Below are 19491 nucleotides of genomic sequence, written 5' to 3'. Positions count from 1 at the left end.
GGTCGCGCCATCGTACCGACACCGTCGCACAGCTGCTGTGCGACGGCAGGTGCATCCTAACTTATGGCCCGGGCCGTAGCGAATCCACGTGCTGGCCGACCCGGTGGCCGGCCAGTCCGTAGTACAGGATGTACAGGTAGCACGGTACCATCAGCAGCGCGAACGCGAGCTGGAAATCGATGTGCTGCTTCAGGTGCACGAACAGCTGCGGCACCACCGCGCCGCCGGCGATCGCCATGATCAGCAGCGCCGAGCCGCGCTCGGTGAGGTTGCCCAGGCCCTTGATCGCCAGCGGGAAGATCGCCGGCCACATCATCGCGTTGGCGAAGCCGAGCGCGGCGACGAAGCCGACCGAGACGTAGCCGTGGCTGAGGTAGGCGCCGATCGAGAACAGCACGCCGAGCACCGCCGAGATCGCCAGGTAGCGCTGCTGCGAGACAAAGCGCGGGATCAGCAGCAGGCCGGCGACGTAGCCGATCAGCATGCCGCTGAGGGTGAATGCGGTGAAGATCTTGGTGCGCTCCAGCGGCAGGTGGAAGCCGGCGCCGTAGGTGCCGATCGCATCGCCGGCCATCACCTCCACGCCCACGTAGAGGAACAGGCACAGCACGCCCAGCCACAGGTGCGGGAAGCTGAAGATACTGCCGTGCTTGTGCCCGATCGCCTGTTCGCTGTTCGCGCCGTCGGGCCGGATTTCCGGTAGCGACGAACGCGCGATCCAGATCGCCAGCAGCACCAGCAGGCCGGCCATGACCATATACGGCAGGTGCACCTTGCCGGCGAACGCGTTGAGCAGGGCTTCGCGCGCTGCCGGCGTCGGCGCCGCTTCGACCTGCTCGCCGAACGTGCTGATGCCGCTGAGCACCAGCGCGCCGAACGCGAACGGGGCGATCACGCCGGCGGCCTTGTTGCAGATGCCCATGAAGGCGATGCGCTGCGCTGCGCTGTCGATCGGCCCGAGGATGCTGATGTACGGGTTCGAAGCGGTCTGCAGCAGCGACAACCCGGCGCCGATCACGAACAGCCCGGTCAGCGCGCCGGCGAACTCGCGCCAGCTGACGAACTGGCCGAACAGCACGGCGCCGATCGCCATCACGAACAGGCCCAGCGCCATGCCTTTCTTCATGCCGGTGCGGCGCAGGACCAGCGACGCCGGCAGCGAGAACACCAGATACGACACGTAGAACGCCGACGGCACCAGGAAGGCGTAGACGTCCTCGACCTGGAACGCCAGCTTGACGAAGGTGATCAGCGGCCCGTTGAGCCAGGTGACGAAGCCGAAGATGAAGAACAGCAGGCCGATGATCAGCATCGGGCCGAGATGGGTGCGATCGGACGGCGCTGCCGCCAGCGTGGTTGCCATGGATGGTTCTCCCCGGGTCGGTCGTGTCGCACCGGCAGGATGACCGGGACGGACAGGAATGTCTCTTTATTCGATAGAAAGTGCAACGTTGTCAATTATTGTCGTGCCGAGGTCGATCCTCGGTGGATGGCGCATGGCCGTCCAGACGTCTGCCCGGACACACGGTTGCGGCGTCGCCGCATGCCCGAAAGACCGCGCAAGTGTTTTCGACATTGCGCCAAGCAAAGCCATTTACAGGGTCTGTTCGGGTGATTTCCCGAAGTGTCATGGCAGCTATGCTGCAGTGCCGTATCGAATGTTCGGCGAATTGCCGAAAGTTCGATTGACAACGTTGTCATTTTGACAGCAGACTCCGCCGGAATCAGGCCGTACCCGGCCCGCCGCTGTTCGGCGCGGTCCGGGTCGGGGTGCCGGTCACGGGAGAGCGGAGTGGGGGAAGTCGCCAACCAGCGTCATGCAGCGGAGCCGTCGGCGACGACTCCGGCCGATGCGTCGGCGTCGAACGCGGCGGCTGCATCGGCCGGCCAGCCGTTCCTGGCCGCCGACGTCGGCGGCACGCATGCGCGCATCGGCCTGGTCGTCGGCAACGCCGTCGGTCGGCGGCCGGTCAGCGTGCTGCATTACCACCGCTACAGCTGTGCCGACTGGTCCGGCCTCACCGCGATGCTGCAGGACTTCGTCGGGCAGCTGGCCGCGACGCCGCACGCCGCGGCGCAGGGCCAGCTGCGCCAGTGCGCGGTGGCTTGCGCCGGTTACGTGCTGGACGACGCGATCGTCAACGAGAACCTGCCGTGGCCGGTGTCGATCCGCGAGATCCGCGCCGGTCTCGGCATCCAGCGGCTGGCGGTGATCAACGATTTCGAGGCGGTCGCCTACGCCACCCAGTTCATCGTCGCCGACGAGACCCGGCCGATTATCGAGACCGTGCAGCCGGCGGCCAGCGGGCCGGTGCTGGTGATGGGGCCGGGCACCGGGCTGGGCTCGGCGGTATTGCTGCCGGGCCAGCCGCGCGCGCAGGTGCTGGCCACCGAGGCGGGGCAGGTGTCGCTGGCGCCGGGTAACGAGCGTGAGATCGAGATCCTGCGCCTGTTCCGCCGCGAGCGCGCGCACGTGTCGTTCGAGGACGCGCTGTCCGGCCCCGGCCTGCGCAAGCTCTATCGCGCGCTGTGCGAATTGCGCGGCAGCCCCGAGCGCGAGCTCACGCCGGCCGGGATCACCGGCGCCGCGCTGGCCGGCAACGACGCGGCGGCGGTGGAGGCGCTGGAGGTTTTCTGCGGCCTGCTCGGCAGCTTCGTCGGCGACCTGGTGCTGCTGTACGGCGCCCGCGGGGTCTACCTGGCCGGCGGCATCCTGCCGCAGATCCAGCCGTTCCTGCTGGCCAGCAGCTTCGCCGAACGCTACTTCAACAAGGGCGTGATGCGCGCCTACCTGCAACAGGTTCCGGTACGACTGATCGAGCACGGCCAGCTTGGTGTCATTGGTGCCGCAGGCTGGTTTCTGGATAAGCGCTCAGGAGAGTGAGATGACCGCAATGCGGTAACACGGCGCCAAGCCAAACCACTACACAACGTCCGCGACCGTCGTCAGCCGGTCTTGATTCAAGCCAGCCTCTGAGGGGAGGAGATCATGAATTACCGCAAGACATTGCTAGCCGCGAGCATCATCACCGGTCTGTGCGTATCCGGCGCGATCTATGCGCAGGACAGCCAGACGAATACCGACAACCCGTCCAGCCAGAACCAGGCCAAGGAGAAGCAGGCCAGAACCCTGAGCACGGTGGTCGTCACCGGCATCCGCAACAGCGAGGCCGAGTCGCTGGCGCTGAAGAAGGATGCGACCTCGCACGTCGAGGTCGTCACCGCCGAGGACATCGGCAAGCTGCCGGCCAAGAACGTGGCCGACACGCTGCAGCGCCTGCCCGGCGTCAACATCAGCTCGTCCAGCGCGAGCGAGGGCGGCTTCGACGAGAGCGATCGCGTCAGCCTGCGCGGCACTGCGCCGAGCCTCACCCAGACCCTGGTCAACGGCCACAGCGTGGGCACCGGCGACTGGTTCGTGCTGAGCCAGGTGCAGACCGTGGGCCGCAGCGTGAGCTACACCTTGCTGCCGTCGGAGATCGTCAGCCAGGTGGTGGTGCACAAGACCTCCGAGGCAAGCATCGTCGAAGGCGGCAGCGCCGGCTCGGTGGACATCATCACCCGCAAGCCGCTGGAGTTCGCCAAGCCGATCACGGCCGAAGCCTCGATCGGCGGCGTGTATTCGGACCTTCCCGGCGACACCAAGCCGCAGTTCAGCGGCCTGTTCAACTGGAAGAACGACGCCAACACCGTCGGCGTGCTGGTGCAGGGCTTCTACGAGAAGCGCAGCCTGCAGCGCAACGGCCAGGAAGTGGTGGGCGGCTACCTGCCCACGACGGTCGGCGGCAATACCGTCTACTACCCGAACGAAATCGGCGCGGTGCTGTTCACCCAGCAGCGCGAGCGCAAGGGCGGCGTGATCGACTTCCAGATCAAGCCGACCGACAATCTCACGCTCGACCTCAACGGCTTCTACTCCAAGCTCAAGGCCGACAACTACAACCGCAACTACATGATGTGGGCCAGCAGCGCGCTGGCGAACGGCGGCGTGCTGACCGCCAATTCGATCCAGAACAACGTGGTCACCAGCGGCTCGATCGCCGGCGGCACCGGCGCCTACGGCGTGTACGACCAGATCTCCCGCCCCGGTGCGGCCTCCGAGTCGAAGTACCTCACGCTCAGCGCGAACTGGCGTGCCACCGACCATCTCACCTTCACCGGCCAGATCGGCACCACCCGTGGCACCGGCACCAGCCCGACCCAGGACGTGATCGAGCTGGGCACCGCCGGCGGTGCCGGCGCCAGCTGGGACATGCGCGGCCTCGGCAAGCCGATCAACTGGACGCTGGGCGGCGACAACACCTCACCGTCCGGCATCCTGCCGGCGGCTGGCTGGATCTTCGGCGGCCAGGGCATCAAGGTGAAGGACAAGGAGGACTGGGCGCAGTTCGACGGCGAGCTCAACTTCGACGACGGCGCGCTCACCTCGCTGCAGTTCGGCGGCCGCTACGCCAAACACACGCGCGAGAACCCGTTCGAGGTGGCGCAGGGTCCGAACTGGGCCTCCGACTGGCAGAACCCGGCCGCCTATCCGACCGGCACCTACAGCAGCTATCCGGGCGGCTTCAACGGCTCGCTCGGCGGCAGCTTCCCGGGCCCGATCTGGTACTGGACGCCGGCCCAGCTGGCGCAGATCGACGCACAGTTCGCCAACCGCGATCCGGTCTCGCGCTTCTATTTCAACGACGTCTACAAGGTCGAGGAGAAGGATTCGGCCGCCTACCTGCAGCTGAACTTCGACTCCGGCATCGCCAGCGGCAACGTCGGCGTGCGCTACGTGCAGACCAAGGAGAACATCGGCTATACCAGCACGGCGCCCGATGCGGAAGCGACCACGGTGACCGGCCCGATCACCGGTTCGGCCTTCGGCGATTACTACTGGAACACCTACAAGCACTCCTACGGCAAGTTCCTGCCCAGCGCCAACCTCAAGCTCGCCGTCACCGACGACCTGCTGCTGCGCTTCGCCGCGTCGCAGACGATGACCCGTCCGGACTACTCGGCGCTGGCGGGCTACGTGTCGGCCGACGACCTCACCCACACCGGCAGCGGCGGCAATCCGCAGCTCAAGCCGCTGGTATCGAGCAACTTCGATGCCGCCGTGGAGTGGTACTTCGCGCCGCGCGGCCTGCTGTCGGCCGGCGTGTACGCGATGAACCTGAAGGACTACGTCAACTTCGGCAACGAGGTGCGCAGCTTCAAGGACATGCAGGCATCCGCGGCCGCCGGTACGGACGTCTACAACAACTACCTGATCAGCGTGCCGCGCAACGTCAACGGCCAGGTCCGCGGCGTGGAGCTGAACTACATCCAGCCGATCGGCGACAACTTCGGTGTGCAGGCCAACTACACCTACGCCGACGGCCATGCCACCGGCGACAAGCCGCTGCAGGGCACCTCGAAGAACACCTACAACCTCTCCGGCTACTTCGAGAACAAGCGCTTCAACGCCCGCATCAGCTACACCTACCGCTCGCAGTTCTATGCCGGCGTGAGCCGCACCGACACCTACTTCCAGCAGGGCATCGGCAACCTTGCCGCGTCGTTCGGCGTGCAGCTCACCGACTGGATGTCGCTGTCGTTGGATGGGATGAACCTCAACAGCCCCAAGCTGAAGTACTACACCCAGAACGCGGCCTACGGGAAACAGCCGTATGCGTTCTACGACAACGGCCGCCAGTACTACCTGAGCCTGCGCTTCAAGCTCTGAACCGTTCCACCGTGACACGAGCCATGGACGGCTCCACCATCCTCCCCAACTCGGGCCCGAGCAATAGTTGTCGGGCCCGCTTTTTTGCTAGCGTGGTGCACGCGCCGCCACGGAGATTGCCGATGACACGCCGCTTGATCCTGCTGGGCTGGGCAGCCATGGCGATGGGACTGGCCGGATTCGCCCATGCCGCCGCCGCACCGCTGTCGTTGCTGCCGTTGCCGGCGCAGCTGCGCGTTGACGCCGGCCACTTCACGGTCGACGCGCACACGCCGATCGTGCTCGCCGACGACACGGCCTCCACAAGGCGCACGGGCGCCTGGCTGGTCGACCTGATCGCACGCACGCGCGGCCTGCACCTGTCGCTGAAACACGGCGCGGCCACCGCGCACGCGATCGTGCTGCGGCTCGATCCGGCGGCGCCGGTGACGAACCGCGAAGGCTACGCACTCGACGTTACACCGGAAGGTATCCGCATCAGCGCACGCGATGCCGCCGGCCTGTTCTACGGCGCAGTGACCGCATGGCAGTTGCTCACGCCGGATGCGCAGCATGGCACGGTGCAGGTGCCTGCGCTGTCCATCCGCGACCAGCCGCGCTTCGCCTGGCGCGGGCTGATGCTGGATTCCGTGCGGCATTTCCAGACGGTCGACGAGATCGAGCGGCTGCTCGACCAGATGGCCCAGCACAAGCTCAACACGTTCCACTGGCACCTCACCGACGACCAGGGCTGGCGCATCGAGATCAAGCGCTACCCCGAGCTGACCCGCATCGGCGCGTGGCGCACGCCGCCGGATGCCGGGCACGACGGCGAGCCGCAGCGCTACGGAGGCTTCTACACGCAGGACGACATCCGCCGCGTGGTGGCCTACGCCGCCGCGCGCCACATCACCATCGTGCCGGAGATCGACATGCCCGGCCACGCGCAGGCTGCGGTAGCCGCGTATCCGCAGCTTGGCGTTACCGGCCAGCGTCCGGCGGTGTCGACCGACTGGGGCGTCAACCCGTATCTGTACAACGTCGACGACGACACCTTCCGCTTCATCGAGAACGTGCTCGGCGAAGTGATGGCGTTGTTTCCGTCGACCTACATCCACGTCGGCGGCGACGAGGCGATCAAGGATCAGTGGCAAGCCTCGCCCGCGGTGCAGGCGAAGATGCATGCGCTGGGCATCACCAGCGAGGACGCGCTGCAGGGCTGGTTCATCGACCGCGTCGGCCGGTACCTCGACCAGCACGGCCGCAAGCTGATCGGCTGGGACGAAATCCTCGATGGCGACAACCTGCCCGCCGACGCCACCGTGATGTCCTGGCGCGGCACCGACGGCGCGATCAAGGCCGCGCTGCTCGGTCACGACGTGGTGCTGTCGCCCGCGCCGGGTCTCTACTTCGACCACGTGCAAAGCGATCTCGCCGACGAATACGCCGGCCGCCTCGGCGCGGAGTTGCTGAAGGGCGTGTACGACTTTCAGGCCGTGCCTGGCGTGCTGAGCGCGGCGCAGGCGAAGCATGTGCTGGGCGTGCAGGCCAACCTCTGGACCGAGCACCTGCCCACGTTCGGCCACGTGGAACACGCCGCCTTCCCGCGGCTGGATGCGCTCAGCGAAGTGGCTTGGTCGCCGGCCGGCACGAATCACTGGCCGGGCTTCCTCGCCCGCCTGCCGGCGCAGTTCGAGCGTTACCGCGCACAGCACGTCAACGTCGCCGACAGCGCGTTCGCGGTGGACATCGCTACCGACCGCAACCTGGCGCTGGCCACCGGCAAGGCCACGGTCACGCTGTCGAATCAGGCGGACTTCGGTGCCATCCACTACACGCTGGACGGCAGCGCGCCCACGCCCGCCGCGCCGCGCTACGACGCCCCGTTCAACGTGACCCTGCCGGTCACCGTGCGCGCCGCCAGCTTCGCCGCCGACGGCAGCGGGCTCGCTGCGCCGCGCGAACGCGTGTTCGATCGCGCCGCCCTGCTCAGCCTGCCCGGCAGCACGTTGCCGAACTGTCCCGGCAGCGATTTCCGCCTGCGCCTGCAGCCCATGCCCGACGCGAAGAGCGCCCAGCCGGTGTACGCGGTGAACGTGTTCGACACCTGCCAGCAGTTCCCCGCCACGTGGATGGATGGCGTCGCCGCGATCCATGTCGATGCGGTGCGCCTGCCGCGCAACTTCGCGCTGGCGCACGAGCAGAAGCTGGTGGTGTCGCGCCCGCACGCCACGCCGTTCGGCGAGCTGGTGGTGCATGCCGACCAGTGCGATGGCCCGGTGCTGGCCAGCATGCCGTTGCCCGATCCCGCGCACAGTACCCGCAATTTCACGCTGGCCGCAGCGCTACCGGCGCAACAGGGCGAACATGCGCTGTGCCTGATCTACACCGCGCCGATCGACGGGCCGCTGTATGCCATCGGCCGAGTGACGCTGACGCCATGAGCAAACGCCTAGCCTCGCTCGACGCCCTGCGCGGCTGCACCGTGGCGGCGATGCTGCTGGTCAACGATCCGGGCGACTGGGCGCACGTCTACGCGCCGCTGGAGCATTCGGCGTGGAACGGTTGCACGCCGATCGACCTGGTCTTTCCGTTCTTCCTGTTCGTGGTCGGCGTGTCGGTGGCGCTGGCGATCCTGCCGCGGCTGGAGCAGGGCGCAGTGCCGGCCGTGCTGACCCGCGCCGCAATGTGGCGTGCGCTGCGCATCTTGTTGCTGGGTGTGGCGATCAACGTGCTGGCGGCGTGGCTGCTGCCGCAAGCGCACCTGCGCTTCCCCGGCGTGCTGCAGCGGATCGCGCTGTGCTTCGCCGGGGTGGCACTGTTCGCGGTCTACACGAAGCCGCGCACGCAATGGGTCGCGATCGCTGCGCTGCTGCTCGGCTATTGGGGGCTGCTGTTGCTCGGTGGCTCGCTGGAGCCGTGGACGAATATCGTCAGCCGTGTCGACAGCGCGGCGTTCGGCCGCTTCGTCTACCTGATCGACCCGGCGAGCGGCCGCGGCCACGATCCGGAAGGCTTGCTCGGCACGTTGCCGTCATTGGCCAGCACCTTGCTCGGCCTGCGCGCCGGTTGCTGGCTGCGCCGCGAGAAATTCCGGACGTTGCTGCTGGCCGGCATCGCGTGCCTGCTGCTCGGCGCGTTGTGGTCGCTGTGGCTGCCGCTCAACAAGAACCTGTGGACGCCCTCGTTCGTGCTGTGGACCGCCGGATGGGCCACGCTGGCGCTGCTGACCTTCCATTGGCTGGTCGATCGGCGCGGCTGGCCGGCCTGGGGCCGCCGCTTCGGTGTCAACGCGATCGCCGCCTACGCCGGCTCCGAACTGATGCAGATCCTGCTGCCCGCACTGGGCTGGCAGGAGCCGATCTACCAGCACGGGTTCGCCGGCTGGATGACGCCGTGGTTCGGGCCGTACGTGCCGTCGCTGGCGTTCGCCGCAGCCTTCGTGATGCTGTGGTGGTTGATCGTGTGGGCGATGGATCGGCGCGGCGTCCACCTCAAGCTCTAGCAGCTCCGGTGCCCACAAGCAGCCCGCGCCGTCAGCGTACGGCCGCCGGCATTTCCGGCAGCGAGGGCGGATAACGCAACAAGGCATGCTTCGCCAACTGGATGTCGGCAGCCGGCAACTCGATCAGCGCGGTGGGCTTGCCGCCGACCAGCGCGGCGATCGGCACGCCGTCGCGGTACAACACGCGCGAACCGGCCAGCGCCGGCACCTTGTCGCCGACCAGCACGGTGCCGACCAGGTTCAGCGGGTCGCAACCGCTGAGGCAGACCAGTTCGCCGTCGTCCGCGCGCGAGCGCACCGCGCGCAACGGTGCGATCGCCTCGGGCAGGGCGAACTGCTCGCCAACCAGGCCTTCGACGAAGCGCCCGCCGCGGATCTCGCCGCGCGCCTCCAGCCGGTGGTATACGCGCAGCAGTTCGCGCCACGACGGCAGCCACGGCGCTTCGCGTTCGAGCAGCTTCCAGAACACCACGCCGTAGCGACGCAGCAGGGTGCGGGCGATGTGTTCCAACGCTTCAATGGAATCACGTTGGCGCGAAGCGCCGCCATCGCCTCCTCTCCCCTTGGGGGAGAGGATTGAGGTGAGGGGCTGCTCTTGCCGCGAGCCTTCACCCGACTTCTCCGCAAGCACCCGCCCCTCATCTGCCCTGCCGGGCATCTTCTCCCCGGAGGGGAGAAGAGAGTTGGCACGCGCCAGCGCCCAGCGCCCCGCATCCTTGATGCCGCCGAACTGGTGCCGCCGCGACCGCCGATGCCGCCCGCCGTCGCGCTTCGCCGCCGGCAGCAGCAATGCGCGCAGGCCGGCGAAGCTGTCCGCGCTGACCCGGCCGGCGGCGACCAACTCGCCCAGCGCATCCTCCAGTTCAGTGCGCAGAAGGTGGGCGACATCCAGCAGTTCGTCGAAGAACAATGCGCCGTGTTCGCGCAGCGCGTCGGCGACGGCCTGCGCGCGCGACGAAAGAATAATCTCCTGCGGATCGCCGGACGCGACGGACGTCCAGACGGCCATGTCGCGTCGCGGCAGCAGCACGATCGGCGTGCTGCGCACCGGGCCGCCGCCACCGCCGCTGCCCGTGCGCAGGCGCGCCCAGCCGATCCGCCCGGCGCGGCACAACTCGTCCAGCCAGTGGATCGCGTAGTCGTCGATGCGCGCCGGCAGAATCTCCGATTCCCAGGCGCCGGCCGCCGCCTCGTAGCCTTCCAGCTGCGCCAGCGTGGCCACCAGCGCGTCCGGCCCGCTCAGCCGGGTGGCTGCCGACACGTGCTGCCAGTCGAACAGGAAGCGCATCAGCGCGCGCCGGCTGACCGGCTCGATCTCGCGGCGCAGGCGGCCGATGGTGTAGCGGTGGATGCGCGCCAGCAGGTGGCGCTCGCACCACTCGGTGTCGCTGGCATCGGCGGTGAAGCGGCCCTGCATCACGTAGCCTTCGGATTGCAGCCGCAGCAGCGCCTGCTCCACTTCGCTGGCGTCGACGTGGATGGTTTGCGCCAATCCGTTCACGGTGACCGGGCCGAACCCGCCGAGACGGTGGCGTACCAGTTCCAGCAGCGCGTCTTCGCGCGTCCACGACGGCGCGGCGTATTCGGCGGGTGCGGCGATCGGCGGTTGCATCGGGGCGGCAGGATGCAGCGCGTGCCACAGCGGCAGTTGCTCGGCGGACGTCCATACGTCACCGAGCCGGGTGGCGCGCTTCGCCTTCGCCAGCGCCTGCAGCCGTTCGTTCCAGTCGGAGTTGGCGACGGCTTCGTCGGCGGTGACGAAACCCAAGAGGGTCAGCGCCTCGTGCATCTCGTCGGCGTCGCGCACCTGCGGCCAGGCTTCCTCGCGCACGGCGGCGATCGCGTCGGGATCGAGCCGGCCGAGATCGTCGGCGCTATCGGCGTCATTCCAGCGGCGGGTCTGCACCGCCTGGGTGCGGCGTTCCTCCAGCGGTGCGTCGTCGAGGAACGCATACGGCGCGGCGTTCAATACTTCGGCGGCGAGCGGGCTGGGCGCGCCGAGGTCGCGCGCCACGATGGCGATATCGCCACTTTCAAGTTTGCGCAGGATGGCGAGCAGGCCGTCCACGTCCATCGCCTCGCGCAGGCAGTCGTGCATGGTCTGGTTGACCAGCGGGTGATCCGGCACCTCGCGTTCGCCCACGATGTTTTCCAGGCAGGCGACCTGGTCGGGAAAGACCGCGGCGAGCAGGTCTTCGCTCTTCATGCGCTGCAGCGGCGGCGGGGTTTTCTTGCCGCCGGTGAAGCGCGGCAGCGCGAGTGCCGTCACCGCATTCCAGCGCCAGCGCGCGGGAAACAGCGGCGCATCGAGCAGCGCCTGAATCAGCACATGCTCGGCGGTATTCGAGTGCAGGTAGTGCGCCACTTCCTCCAGCGGAAAGCTGTGGCTGGTCGACAGCGACAGCACGATCGCATCCTCGGTCGCCGCCGCCTGCAGTTCGAAGTTGAACTGGCGGCAGAAGCGCTTGCGCAGGGCCAGTCCCCACGCGCGGTTGATGCGGCTGCCCCACGGCGTGTGGATCACCAGCTGGGTGCCGCCGGATTCGTCGAAGAAACGTTCCAGCACCAGCGTGTGCTGGCTCGGCAGCACGCCGAGTGCGGCCTTGGCGCGGGCCAGATAATCGACCAGCTGCTGCGCGGCGGCTTCGTCCAGGCCGAGCTGATCGTGTAGCCAGGCGACCGCGGCGGGCACGCCGCCGGCATCGAGTTGCGCGGAGATTTCCTCGCGCAAATGCGACACGCCGAGCGACAACTCGTCGCTGCGCCCCGGCGCTTCGCCCAGCCAGAACGGGATGCTCGGCGGCGCGCCGTGCGCGTCCTCCACCCGCAGCCGGTCGCGCTCGACGCGCTGGATGCGGTAGCTGGTGTTGCCGAGCTGGAAGATGTCGCCGGCCATGCTCTCGACCGCGAAATCCTCGTTCACCGTGCCCACGATGATCGCCTGCGGTTCCAGCACCACCTTGTAGTCGGCGGTGTCGGGGATGGTGCCACCGGAAGTCAGCGCGGTGAGCCGCGCGCTGCGCCGCGGGCGCAGTTGCCGGTTCACCGCGTCGCGGTGGATATACGCGGCGCGCGGTCCCTGACGGGTGGTGAAGCCCTCGGCCAGCATGCGCACCACCGCGTCGAACTCGCTGCGCGCGAGATCGCGATACGGGTACGCGCGGCACACCAGCGCGTACAGCGCGTCCTCGTCCCACTCGGCGCAGGCGACCTCGGCGACGATTTGCTGCGCCAGTACATCGAGCGGTTGCGGTGGCATGATCAGCGCGTCCAGTTCGCCGCGGCGCACGCAGTCGAGCAGGGCGGTGCATTCGATCAGGTCGTCGCGGGTGGCCGGGAACAGCCGCGCTTTCGGCGTGCCGTCGATGCTGTGGCCGGAACGGCCGGCGCGCTGCAGGAACGCGGCGATCGAGCGCGGCGAGCCGAGCTGGCAGACCAGGTCGACCTCGCCGATGTCGATGCCCAGCTCCAGCGATGCGGTCGCCACCAGTACCGCCAGCTCGCCGCGCTTGAGCCGCTGCTCCGCATCCAGCCGCAGCTCCTTCGCCAGGCTGCCGTGATGCGCCGCGACGGTCTCCTTGCCCAGCCGCTCGGACAAATGCCGCGCCGCGCGCTCGGCCATCCGCCGCGTGTTGACGAAGACCAGGGTGGTGCGGTGCGCCTGCACCAGCTGGGCCAGGCGGTCGTAGACCAGCTCCCAGCAGTCGTTCGACATCACCGCTTCGAGCGGTACCGGCGGGACTTCGATGGCGAGATCGCGCGGGCGGGTGTGGCCCGTGTCAATGATAGTAACGTCGCTCTTCGCGTTCGCCTCCTCTCCCCAAAGGGGAGAGGATTGAGGAGAGGGGTGGGTGCTCGCGGGGAAGTCACCAATGGCCGTCGCTTCGTTTGCGGTCTCCCGCGACCCCGGCCCCTCTCCCCGTCCCTCGGCAATCGCTCCCTGCATTGCTCTACCTCCTGCATCCATGCAGTCGTCTCCCCGCAGGGGAGAGGGTGAACGAGCGCCGACTAAAAAGTCGGCGACAGTTTCTATGGGCTTCTGCGTCGCCGACAACCCGATCCGCAGCAGGTGCCGCTGGCACAGCGACTCCAGCCGCTCCAGCGACAACGCCAGGTGCGAGCCGCGCTTGCTGCCGGCGATGGCGTGGATCTCGTCGACGATCACCGAGCGTGTCCCCGACAGCATCGCGCGACCCGAAGCCGAGCCCAGCAGCACGTACAGCGACTCCGGCGTGGTCACCAGGATGTGCGGCGGCTGCTTGCGCAGCAGGTTGCGCTCGGCCTGCGGGGTGTCGCCGGTGCGCACGGCGGTGCGGATCGCCACGTCGGGCAGGCCGAGTTTTTCGAGCTCGACGCGGATGCCTTCCAGCGGCGCTTCCAGGTTGATGTGGATGTCGTTCGACAGCGCCTTCAGCGGCGACACGTAGACCACGCTGGTGGCGTCGGCCAGCACGCCGCCGTGCGCCACGCCCTCGCGCACCAGTGCGTCGATCGCGGCGAGGAAGGCGGTGAGCGTCTTGCCCGAGCCGGTCGGCGCGGCGACCAGGGTGTGCTGACCGGCGCGGATCGACGGCCACGCGGCCGCCTGCGCCGCGGTGGGCGCGGGGAAGGTGCGGCGAAACCAGGCGGCGACGGCCGGATGGAAATCGTCCAGCGGGCAGGGGTCCAGGCGCATCGGTGATGGTCCGTGCGGCGGTCGGGAAACGAGCAGTGTGAATCATATATGGGGACCGCCCCGCACCCGTCCAAGCCGTCATGGAATCGCCCGCGAATGGCCACGGAAGCGGCGATGCAGGCGTGCGCATGACATGTCAGTATTCAGGTTCGGTCGACACAGGTCAGGGGCCCGAGGGGGAATCCGGTGGCGGCCTTCATGCGAAGGACAATCATGCACGTCATGGAAATGCTTCCGCGCAAGCCCGGCGCCATGCGGCCGGCTTTGCGCCGGCTGGCCCTGCTTGCCGTCGTCGGCCTGTGCGCCATCGGCACCGGTCATGCCGCCAGCCTCGATCCGGCGGTGTTGCCGAAGATCCGGGCGGCCACGTTCGAAGTGGTGGCGGCCAAGCCGGTCAGCGACCCGCGAACCTACGAGAAGCCGTTGCCGCTGGAGTTGCTGCCGTACCAGGAGCGCAACGACAAGTACTACTCGGTCGGCACCGCGTTCGCGCTGGGCAACCACCGCTACGTGACGGCGGCGCACGTGCTGCAGGTGGGCATCGACAGCCTGTGGGGCGAGCCCGCGCTGCGCGACGCCAGCGGCCACGTGTACGCGATCGACAAGATCGAAAAATACTCGCTGCAGCAGGATTTCGTGGTGTTCACGCTGGCCACGCAACCTGCCCACGCCGCCGCGCTGGAGGTGAACACGAAGCCGGCGCTGAACGAGGTGGTCTACGCGGTGGGCAATGCGCTGGGCACCGGCGTGGTGATCCGCGACGGCCTGTATACCTCCGACACGCCGGAAGACCAGGACGGGCGCTGGAAGTGGATGCGCTTCTCGGCGGCCGCGTCGCCCGGCAACAGCGGCGGCCCGTTGCTGGACACGGACGGCAAGGTGATCGGCATCGTGCTGATGAAGTCGGCGAACGAGAATCTCAACTACGCGCTGCCGATCGGCAAGGTGCTGGACGCGCCGGACCACGTGGCTTCGATCGACCAGCGCATGCCCTACCAGTTCGATGTGTTCGACACCATCCTCAGCAATACCTTCAAGACCGAATTCGCGTTGCCGCTGGGCTTCGCCGACTTCAGCGCCGCGTTCCAGCAGCGCTTCAACGCCTACGCCGACGGCCAGCTCAAGGCTCTGCTGGCGAAAGAGCCGGACCAGCTGTTTCCGCACGGCGCCGGCTCCAACGCGATGCTGCACAGCATGCCGTCGATGGGCAATTTCCCGGCGCTGATCACGCGCGACAACGACGGCACCTGGAGCCTGGCGCGGAAGACCGGCGACACCACCACGCTGCCGAACAACGGCTACGTGACCCCGGGTGTCGCAGGGCAGAACCTGCTGTTCCACCTGCGCAAGCCCGACGACGTGTCGTCCGCCCAGCTGTACGGCGACCCGGTGAAGATGATGGACATGCTGGCCAGGGTCGGCTTCATGACCCGCGACATCGGCCCGGAGAAGATCCGGATCACCTCGCTGGGCAAGCCGAGGAGCGACACGCTGTACACCGACGCCTGGCAGCGCCGCTGGCAAGTGCGCACGTGGACGATGCCGACCGAGAACGCGCTAGTGATGACGTTCGCGCTGCCGGTGCCGGACGGCTACGTGGTGCTGATGCGGTTCGCCCAGGCCAGCCAGGAGCACGACTACCTGATCAACCTGCAGGCGCTCACCGACTTCTTCTTCGTCAGCTACGACGGCACGCTGGCGCAGTGGCAGGGCTTCCTGAAGAACACCGCCCTGCTGCCGGCGGCGTTCAAGGACATCCGCATCGACATCGACTACGGCCATCGCTTTGCCTACACCTCGAAACGGCTGCGCTATGCCTACACGCCGGCGCTGCAGAGGATCGAGCCCGACAGCATGCTCACGCTCGGCTTCAGCTACTTCGTCGACCGCGGCAAGGTGGTGTGGGACGTGGCCGACGTGTGGCAGGCGGCCAGCGCGCACGACAAGGACTGGAGCAATTTCGCGCGCGTGGTGGCGCCGTCCGACGACCTCAACGACAACTTCAAGAGCAACTGGAACAAGATCGTGAACCGCCAGCGCCCGTTCGACGGCGCGCCGCGCAGCGAGAACGACGTGATGAAGATCAGCAGCGTCATTGCCGGCGCGGACGTGGCGAAACCGGTGGTGCTGTACACCGTCTATCACTACGCCGAAGGGGCGCACTCCCCGGCCGAAATGAAGGCCCGGCTGGGCCTGCTGCTGAAGGACGCGCACGTCAGCGAGCACTGAGGGACCGCCGGGTCGGCGGGGTGCTGTAGCAGCCGGAGCTTTCGCGCCGGCTGCGCTTGTATGACAATGCTGCGACGCCGCAGGGGCAAATCGGCCCGAATCACGGCGCATCATTGCCTTCCATTCGGGGAAAATCTCATGCCTGCTGCTCGTCCGTCGCGTTCCACCGCGCTTGCCTTGTCCATCGCCTTTGCCCTGGGCCTGCCCGCTTCCGCCGCGCTGGCCCAGGAGGCCGCTGCGCCGGCCAAGCCGCAGCCCACCAAGACCACCGAACTGCAGACGGTGAACGTCACCGCGTCGAAGCGGGTGGAGAACATGCAGAAGGTGCCGATGTCGCTGACCGTGCTGACGCCGGACAAGCTGGAGGCGTTCGGCCAGGCCGGCGACGGCGTGCTGCAGCTGGCCTCGCGCGCGCCCAGCGTGTACGCCGAGACCTCCTACGGCCGCGAGTTCCCGCGCTTCTACATCCGCGGCCTGGGTAACAGCGATTTCGACCTCAACGCCTCGCAGCCGGTGTCGATGGTGTACGACGACATCGTGCAGGAGAACCCGATCCTGAAGGGCTTCCCGCTGTTCGACCTGGAGCAGGTCGAAGTGCTGCGCGGGCCGCAGGGCACGCTGTTCGGGCGCAACTCGCCGGCCGGCGTGATCAAGTTCGACTCGCGCAAGCCCAGCCAGGAAACCAGCGGCTACGCCCGCGTCTCCTACGGCTCGCTCGGCACCGCCAACGCCGAGGCGGCGCTGGGCGGCTCGCTGGGCGCGCACTGGTCCGGCCGCGTCTCCGCGCTGGCGCAGCATCGCGACGGCTGGATCGACAACACCTTCACCGGCCAGAAGAACGTGCTGGGCGGCTACAACGACCGCGCCGTGCGGCTGCAGGCGCTGTACGAGAACGGCGGCTTCAGCGCGCTGATCAACGGCCACGCGCGCTGGCTGGACGGCAGCGCGATGGTCAACCGCGCCAACGCGATCGAACTGGGCGATCCCAGCTTCGTGCCCGGCTTCGACCGCGACAAGGTCTCGCAGGACGGCCGCAACAAGCAGCACCTGTTCAGCTGGGGCAGCAACCTGCACCTGGCGTGGAACGTGGGCGACACCACCTTCACCTCGATCACCGGGCTGGAGCGCGCCACCACCTACAGCCTCGGCGACGTCGACGGCGGCTATGGCGCGAGCTTCCACCCGCCGATGGGCCCGGGCTTCATCCCGTTCCCGGCCGAGACCGCCGACGCGCTGCCGCACGATCGCCAGATCACCCAGGAATTCCGCCTCGCCAGCAACGGGCAGGACAAGCTCAACTGGCAGGTCGGCACCTACTATTTCGACGAAGACATCGCGATCAGCAACTTCGACTACGCCACCTTCAACAACCACGCGCTGGACGGCTACGCCACGCAGACCCAGCGCACCAAGGCGTGGGCGCTGTTCGGCTCGGCCAACTACCAGCTCGCCGACGACTTCGAGGTGCGCGCCGGCGCGCGCTGGTCGCACGACTCGCGCGACTTCAAGGTGGACCGCATGCTGTCGCCGATCGGCGGCGGCCCGCTGCTGGCGACCGCGCAGCCGCACGACGCGCGCTGGAGCGGCGACCTCACCGGCACCTGGACGCTGAACCCGAACGTCAACGTGTACGCGCGTGTCGCCAACGGCTTCCGCGCGCCCAGCGTGCAGGGCCGCGTGCTGTTCGCCGACTTCATCTCGCAGGCCAAGCCGGAGACGATCACCAGCTACGAGCTGGGCGTGAAGACCACCGGCATGGACAACCACGTGCGCTTCAATGCGGACGTCTATACGTTCAACATGCACAACCAGCAGCTCACCGCGGTGGGCGGCGACATCAACGTGACGCGCCTGCTGAATGCCAGCAAGACCCAGGGCTACGGCGCCGAGTTCGACCTGGAGGCCTACCTCACGCCGAACTTCGTGCTCACCGCCGGCGGCAGCTACAACCACACCGAGCTGAAGGACCCGAACCTGGCCGTGGCCGTGTGCGGTTCCGGCTGCACCATCCTCGACCCGCTCAGCGCCAACGGCAACGCGCTGGTCTACGGCAACACCCTGCCGAACGCGCCGAAGTGGATCGGCACGCTCACCGCGCGCTACGGCATCCCGTACGGCGACAGCGGCGAGTTCTTCGTCTACACCGATTGGAACTACCGCAGCGAGGTGAACTTCTTCCTCTACGACTCGGCCGAGTTCAAGGGCAAGCCGCTGCTGGAAGGCGGCGTGCGGCTCGGCTACAACTGGGATTACGGCCGCCGCGAGGTCGCCCTGTACGGCCGCAACATCACCGACAAGCAGGCGATCACCGGCGCGATCGACTTCAACAACCGCACCGCGTTCGTCAACGATCCGCGCATCATCGGGGTGGAATTCCGCGCCGAGCTGTAAGGACCTTCCTGCCTCACCGTGCCATCGCCTGGCGCGGTGAGGCAGAATCGTCTCTTTGACCGCAAGCGAGCGCGACGTGGATCACCCAGGCCAGTCTGCCGACACCCACCTGACCTTGACGATGGCCGACGGCCAGCCGCTGTTCCTGCGCGACTGGCCGCTGCCGCAAGCGCGCGGCGCGGTGCTGATCGTGCATGGACTGGGCGAGCACAGCGGCCGCTACCAGCGGCTGGCGCAATGGTTCAACCAGCGCGGTTACGCCGTGCGCGGCTACGACCAGCGCGGCCATGGCAAGACCCCGGGCCGCCGCGGCGGCCTGCGCCACGGCGATGACTTGCTGGAAGACCTCGCCACCGTCTACCACGACTACGCCAGCGGCCTGCCGCATGCGCCGCTGCTGCTCGGCCACAGCATGGGCGGCCTGGTCGCCGCGCGCGCCGTGCTGGACGGCCGCATCGCACCGCCGGCGCTGGTGCTGTCCTCGCCGGTGCTGCGCAGTTGGGAATCGCCGCGGATGATCGCGCTGGCGCGGCTGCTCGGCCGCATCGCGCCGAACCTGCCGCTGCGCAGCGGGCTGGATTTCGACCAGCTTTCGCACGACCGCCAGGTGGTCGCCGACTATCGCAGCGACCCGCTGCGGCACGGCTGGATCACCCCGCGGCTGGCCGACTTCATTTTCCGCGACGGCGCGCGATGCATCGCCGATGCCGCCGCGCTCCCGCTGCCGACCCTGCTGCTGGTGGCCGACAGCGACGGTATGGTCGATCCTGCCGGCAGCCGCGCGTTTGCCCGCAAGGCCGCATCGAGTGGGCAGCTGACCACGCGCTTCTTCTCGACGCTGTATCACGAACTGTTCAACGAAGCCGAGCCGGGGCGCGGGCAGGTACTGATGCAACTGGCTGACTGGCTGGGTCGGCAGACGCTGTCCGCGCGGCATTGACGGCAAGGAAGCCGCATCGTCCGCCTGCGCGCCCGATCCGCGCCTCCAAGTCGCCATGAATT

General features: G+C 68.1%; 9 protein-coding genes. 7 read left to right on the top strand and 2 right to left on the bottom strand.

The window, feature by feature from the left end; genetic code table 11:
• Positions 1-61 precede the first annotated feature (61 nt).
• Positions 62-1363, bottom strand: a complete 1302-nt coding sequence (locus ASG75_RS10150; protein WP_056388524.1) for a sugar MFS transporter — start codon at positions 1361-1363, stop codon at positions 62-64.
• Between the two features lie 429 nt (positions 1364-1792).
• Between ASG75_RS10150 and glk the strand changes: the two genes are divergently transcribed.
• The 4 genes from glk (at position 1793) to ASG75_RS10130 (ending at position 9194) form a co-directional block, all read left to right on the top strand.
• Positions 1793-2884, top strand: a complete 1092-nt coding sequence (glk, locus tag ASG75_RS10145) for a glucokinase (protein WP_056388522.1) — start codon at positions 1793-1795, stop codon at positions 2882-2884.
• A gap of 105 nt (positions 2885-2989) precedes the next feature.
• On the top strand, positions 2990-5710 hold the full coding sequence (locus tag ASG75_RS10140; RefSeq protein WP_056388520.1) for a TonB-dependent receptor: 2721 nt from the start codon (positions 2990-2992) through the stop codon (positions 5708-5710).
• A 122-nt stretch (positions 5711-5832) separates the two neighbouring features.
• Complete coding sequence (locus tag ASG75_RS10135; protein WP_056388518.1) at positions 5833-8133, top strand: family 20 glycosylhydrolase; 2301 nt, start codon at positions 5833-5835, stop codon at positions 8131-8133.
• A complete protein-coding gene (locus ASG75_RS10130; RefSeq protein ID WP_056388514.1) occupies positions 8130-9194 on the top strand; it encodes a heparan-alpha-glucosaminide N-acetyltransferase domain-containing protein in 1065 nt (354 codons plus the stop codon). Before ASG75_RS10135 ends, ASG75_RS10130 begins: the two co-directional genes overlap by 4 nt.
• Positions 9195-9225: 31 nt before the next feature.
• Here the strand turns inward: ASG75_RS10130 and ASG75_RS10125 are convergent, their stop codons facing one another.
• Positions 9226-13869 (bottom strand): DEAD/DEAH box helicase, encoded by a 4644-nt coding sequence (locus ASG75_RS10125; RefSeq protein WP_056388512.1) that lies wholly within the window; start codon positions 13867-13869, stop codon positions 9226-9228.
• A gap of 222 nt (positions 13870-14091) precedes the next feature.
• Between ASG75_RS10125 and ASG75_RS10120 the strand changes: the two genes are divergently transcribed.
• The 3 genes from ASG75_RS10120 (at position 14092) to ASG75_RS10110 (ending at position 19429) form a co-directional block, all read left to right on the top strand.
• Complete coding sequence (locus ASG75_RS10120) at positions 14092-16098, top strand: serine protease (RefSeq protein WP_157616956.1); 2007 nt, start codon at positions 14092-14094, stop codon at positions 16096-16098.
• Between the two features lie 138 nt (positions 16099-16236).
• Positions 16237-18489: a TonB-dependent receptor gene (locus ASG75_RS10115; RefSeq protein WP_056388510.1), complete on the top strand. Its 2253-nt coding sequence runs from the start codon at positions 16237-16239 to the stop codon at positions 18487-18489.
• Between the two features lie 121 nt (positions 18490-18610).
• Positions 18611-19429 (top strand): alpha/beta hydrolase, encoded by an 819-nt coding sequence (locus ASG75_RS10110; RefSeq protein WP_056389275.1) that lies wholly within the window; start codon positions 18611-18613, stop codon positions 19427-19429.
• Positions 19430-19491 lie beyond the last annotated feature (62 nt).

Origin of the sequence: Rhodanobacter sp. Soil772, assembly GCF_001428385.1 — a bacterium.
Lineage (GTDB): Bacteria > Pseudomonadota > Gammaproteobacteria > Xanthomonadales > Rhodanobacteraceae > Rhodanobacter.
The sequence above is the reverse complement of the archived record's forward strand: the minus strand, read 5'-3'. Positions and strand labels throughout refer to the sequence as shown.

Excerpts from the sequence above, each read along its gene's own strand:
- ASG75_RS10130 (WP_056388514.1), top strand. The coding sequence starts at position 8,130 with ATGAGCAAACGCCTAGCCTCGCTCGACGCCCTGCGCGGCTGCACCGTG.
- ASG75_RS10140 (WP_056388520.1), top strand. The coding sequence starts at position 2,990 with ATGAATTACCGCAAGACATTGCTAGCCGCGAGCATCATCACCGGTCTG.
- ASG75_RS10135 (WP_056388518.1), top strand. The coding sequence starts at position 5,833 with ATGACACGCCGCTTGATCCTGCTGGGCTGGGCAGCCATGGCGATGGGA.
- ASG75_RS10150 (WP_056388524.1), bottom strand. The coding sequence starts at position 1,363 with ATGGCAACCACGCTGGCGGCAGCGCCGTCCGATCGCACCCATCTCGGC.
- ASG75_RS10110 (WP_056389275.1), top strand. The coding sequence starts at position 18,611 with ATGGCCGACGGCCAGCCGCTGTTCCTGCGCGACTGGCCGCTGCCGCAA.
- ASG75_RS10115 (WP_056388510.1), top strand. The coding sequence starts at position 16,237 with ATGCCTGCTGCTCGTCCGTCGCGTTCCACCGCGCTTGCCTTGTCCATC.
- ASG75_RS10120 (WP_157616956.1), top strand. The coding sequence starts at position 14,092 with ATGGAAATGCTTCCGCGCAAGCCCGGCGCCATGCGGCCGGCTTTGCGC.
- ASG75_RS10125 (WP_056388512.1), bottom strand. The coding sequence starts at position 13,869 with ATGCGCCTGGACCCCTGCCCGCTGGACGATTTCCATCCGGCCGTCGCC.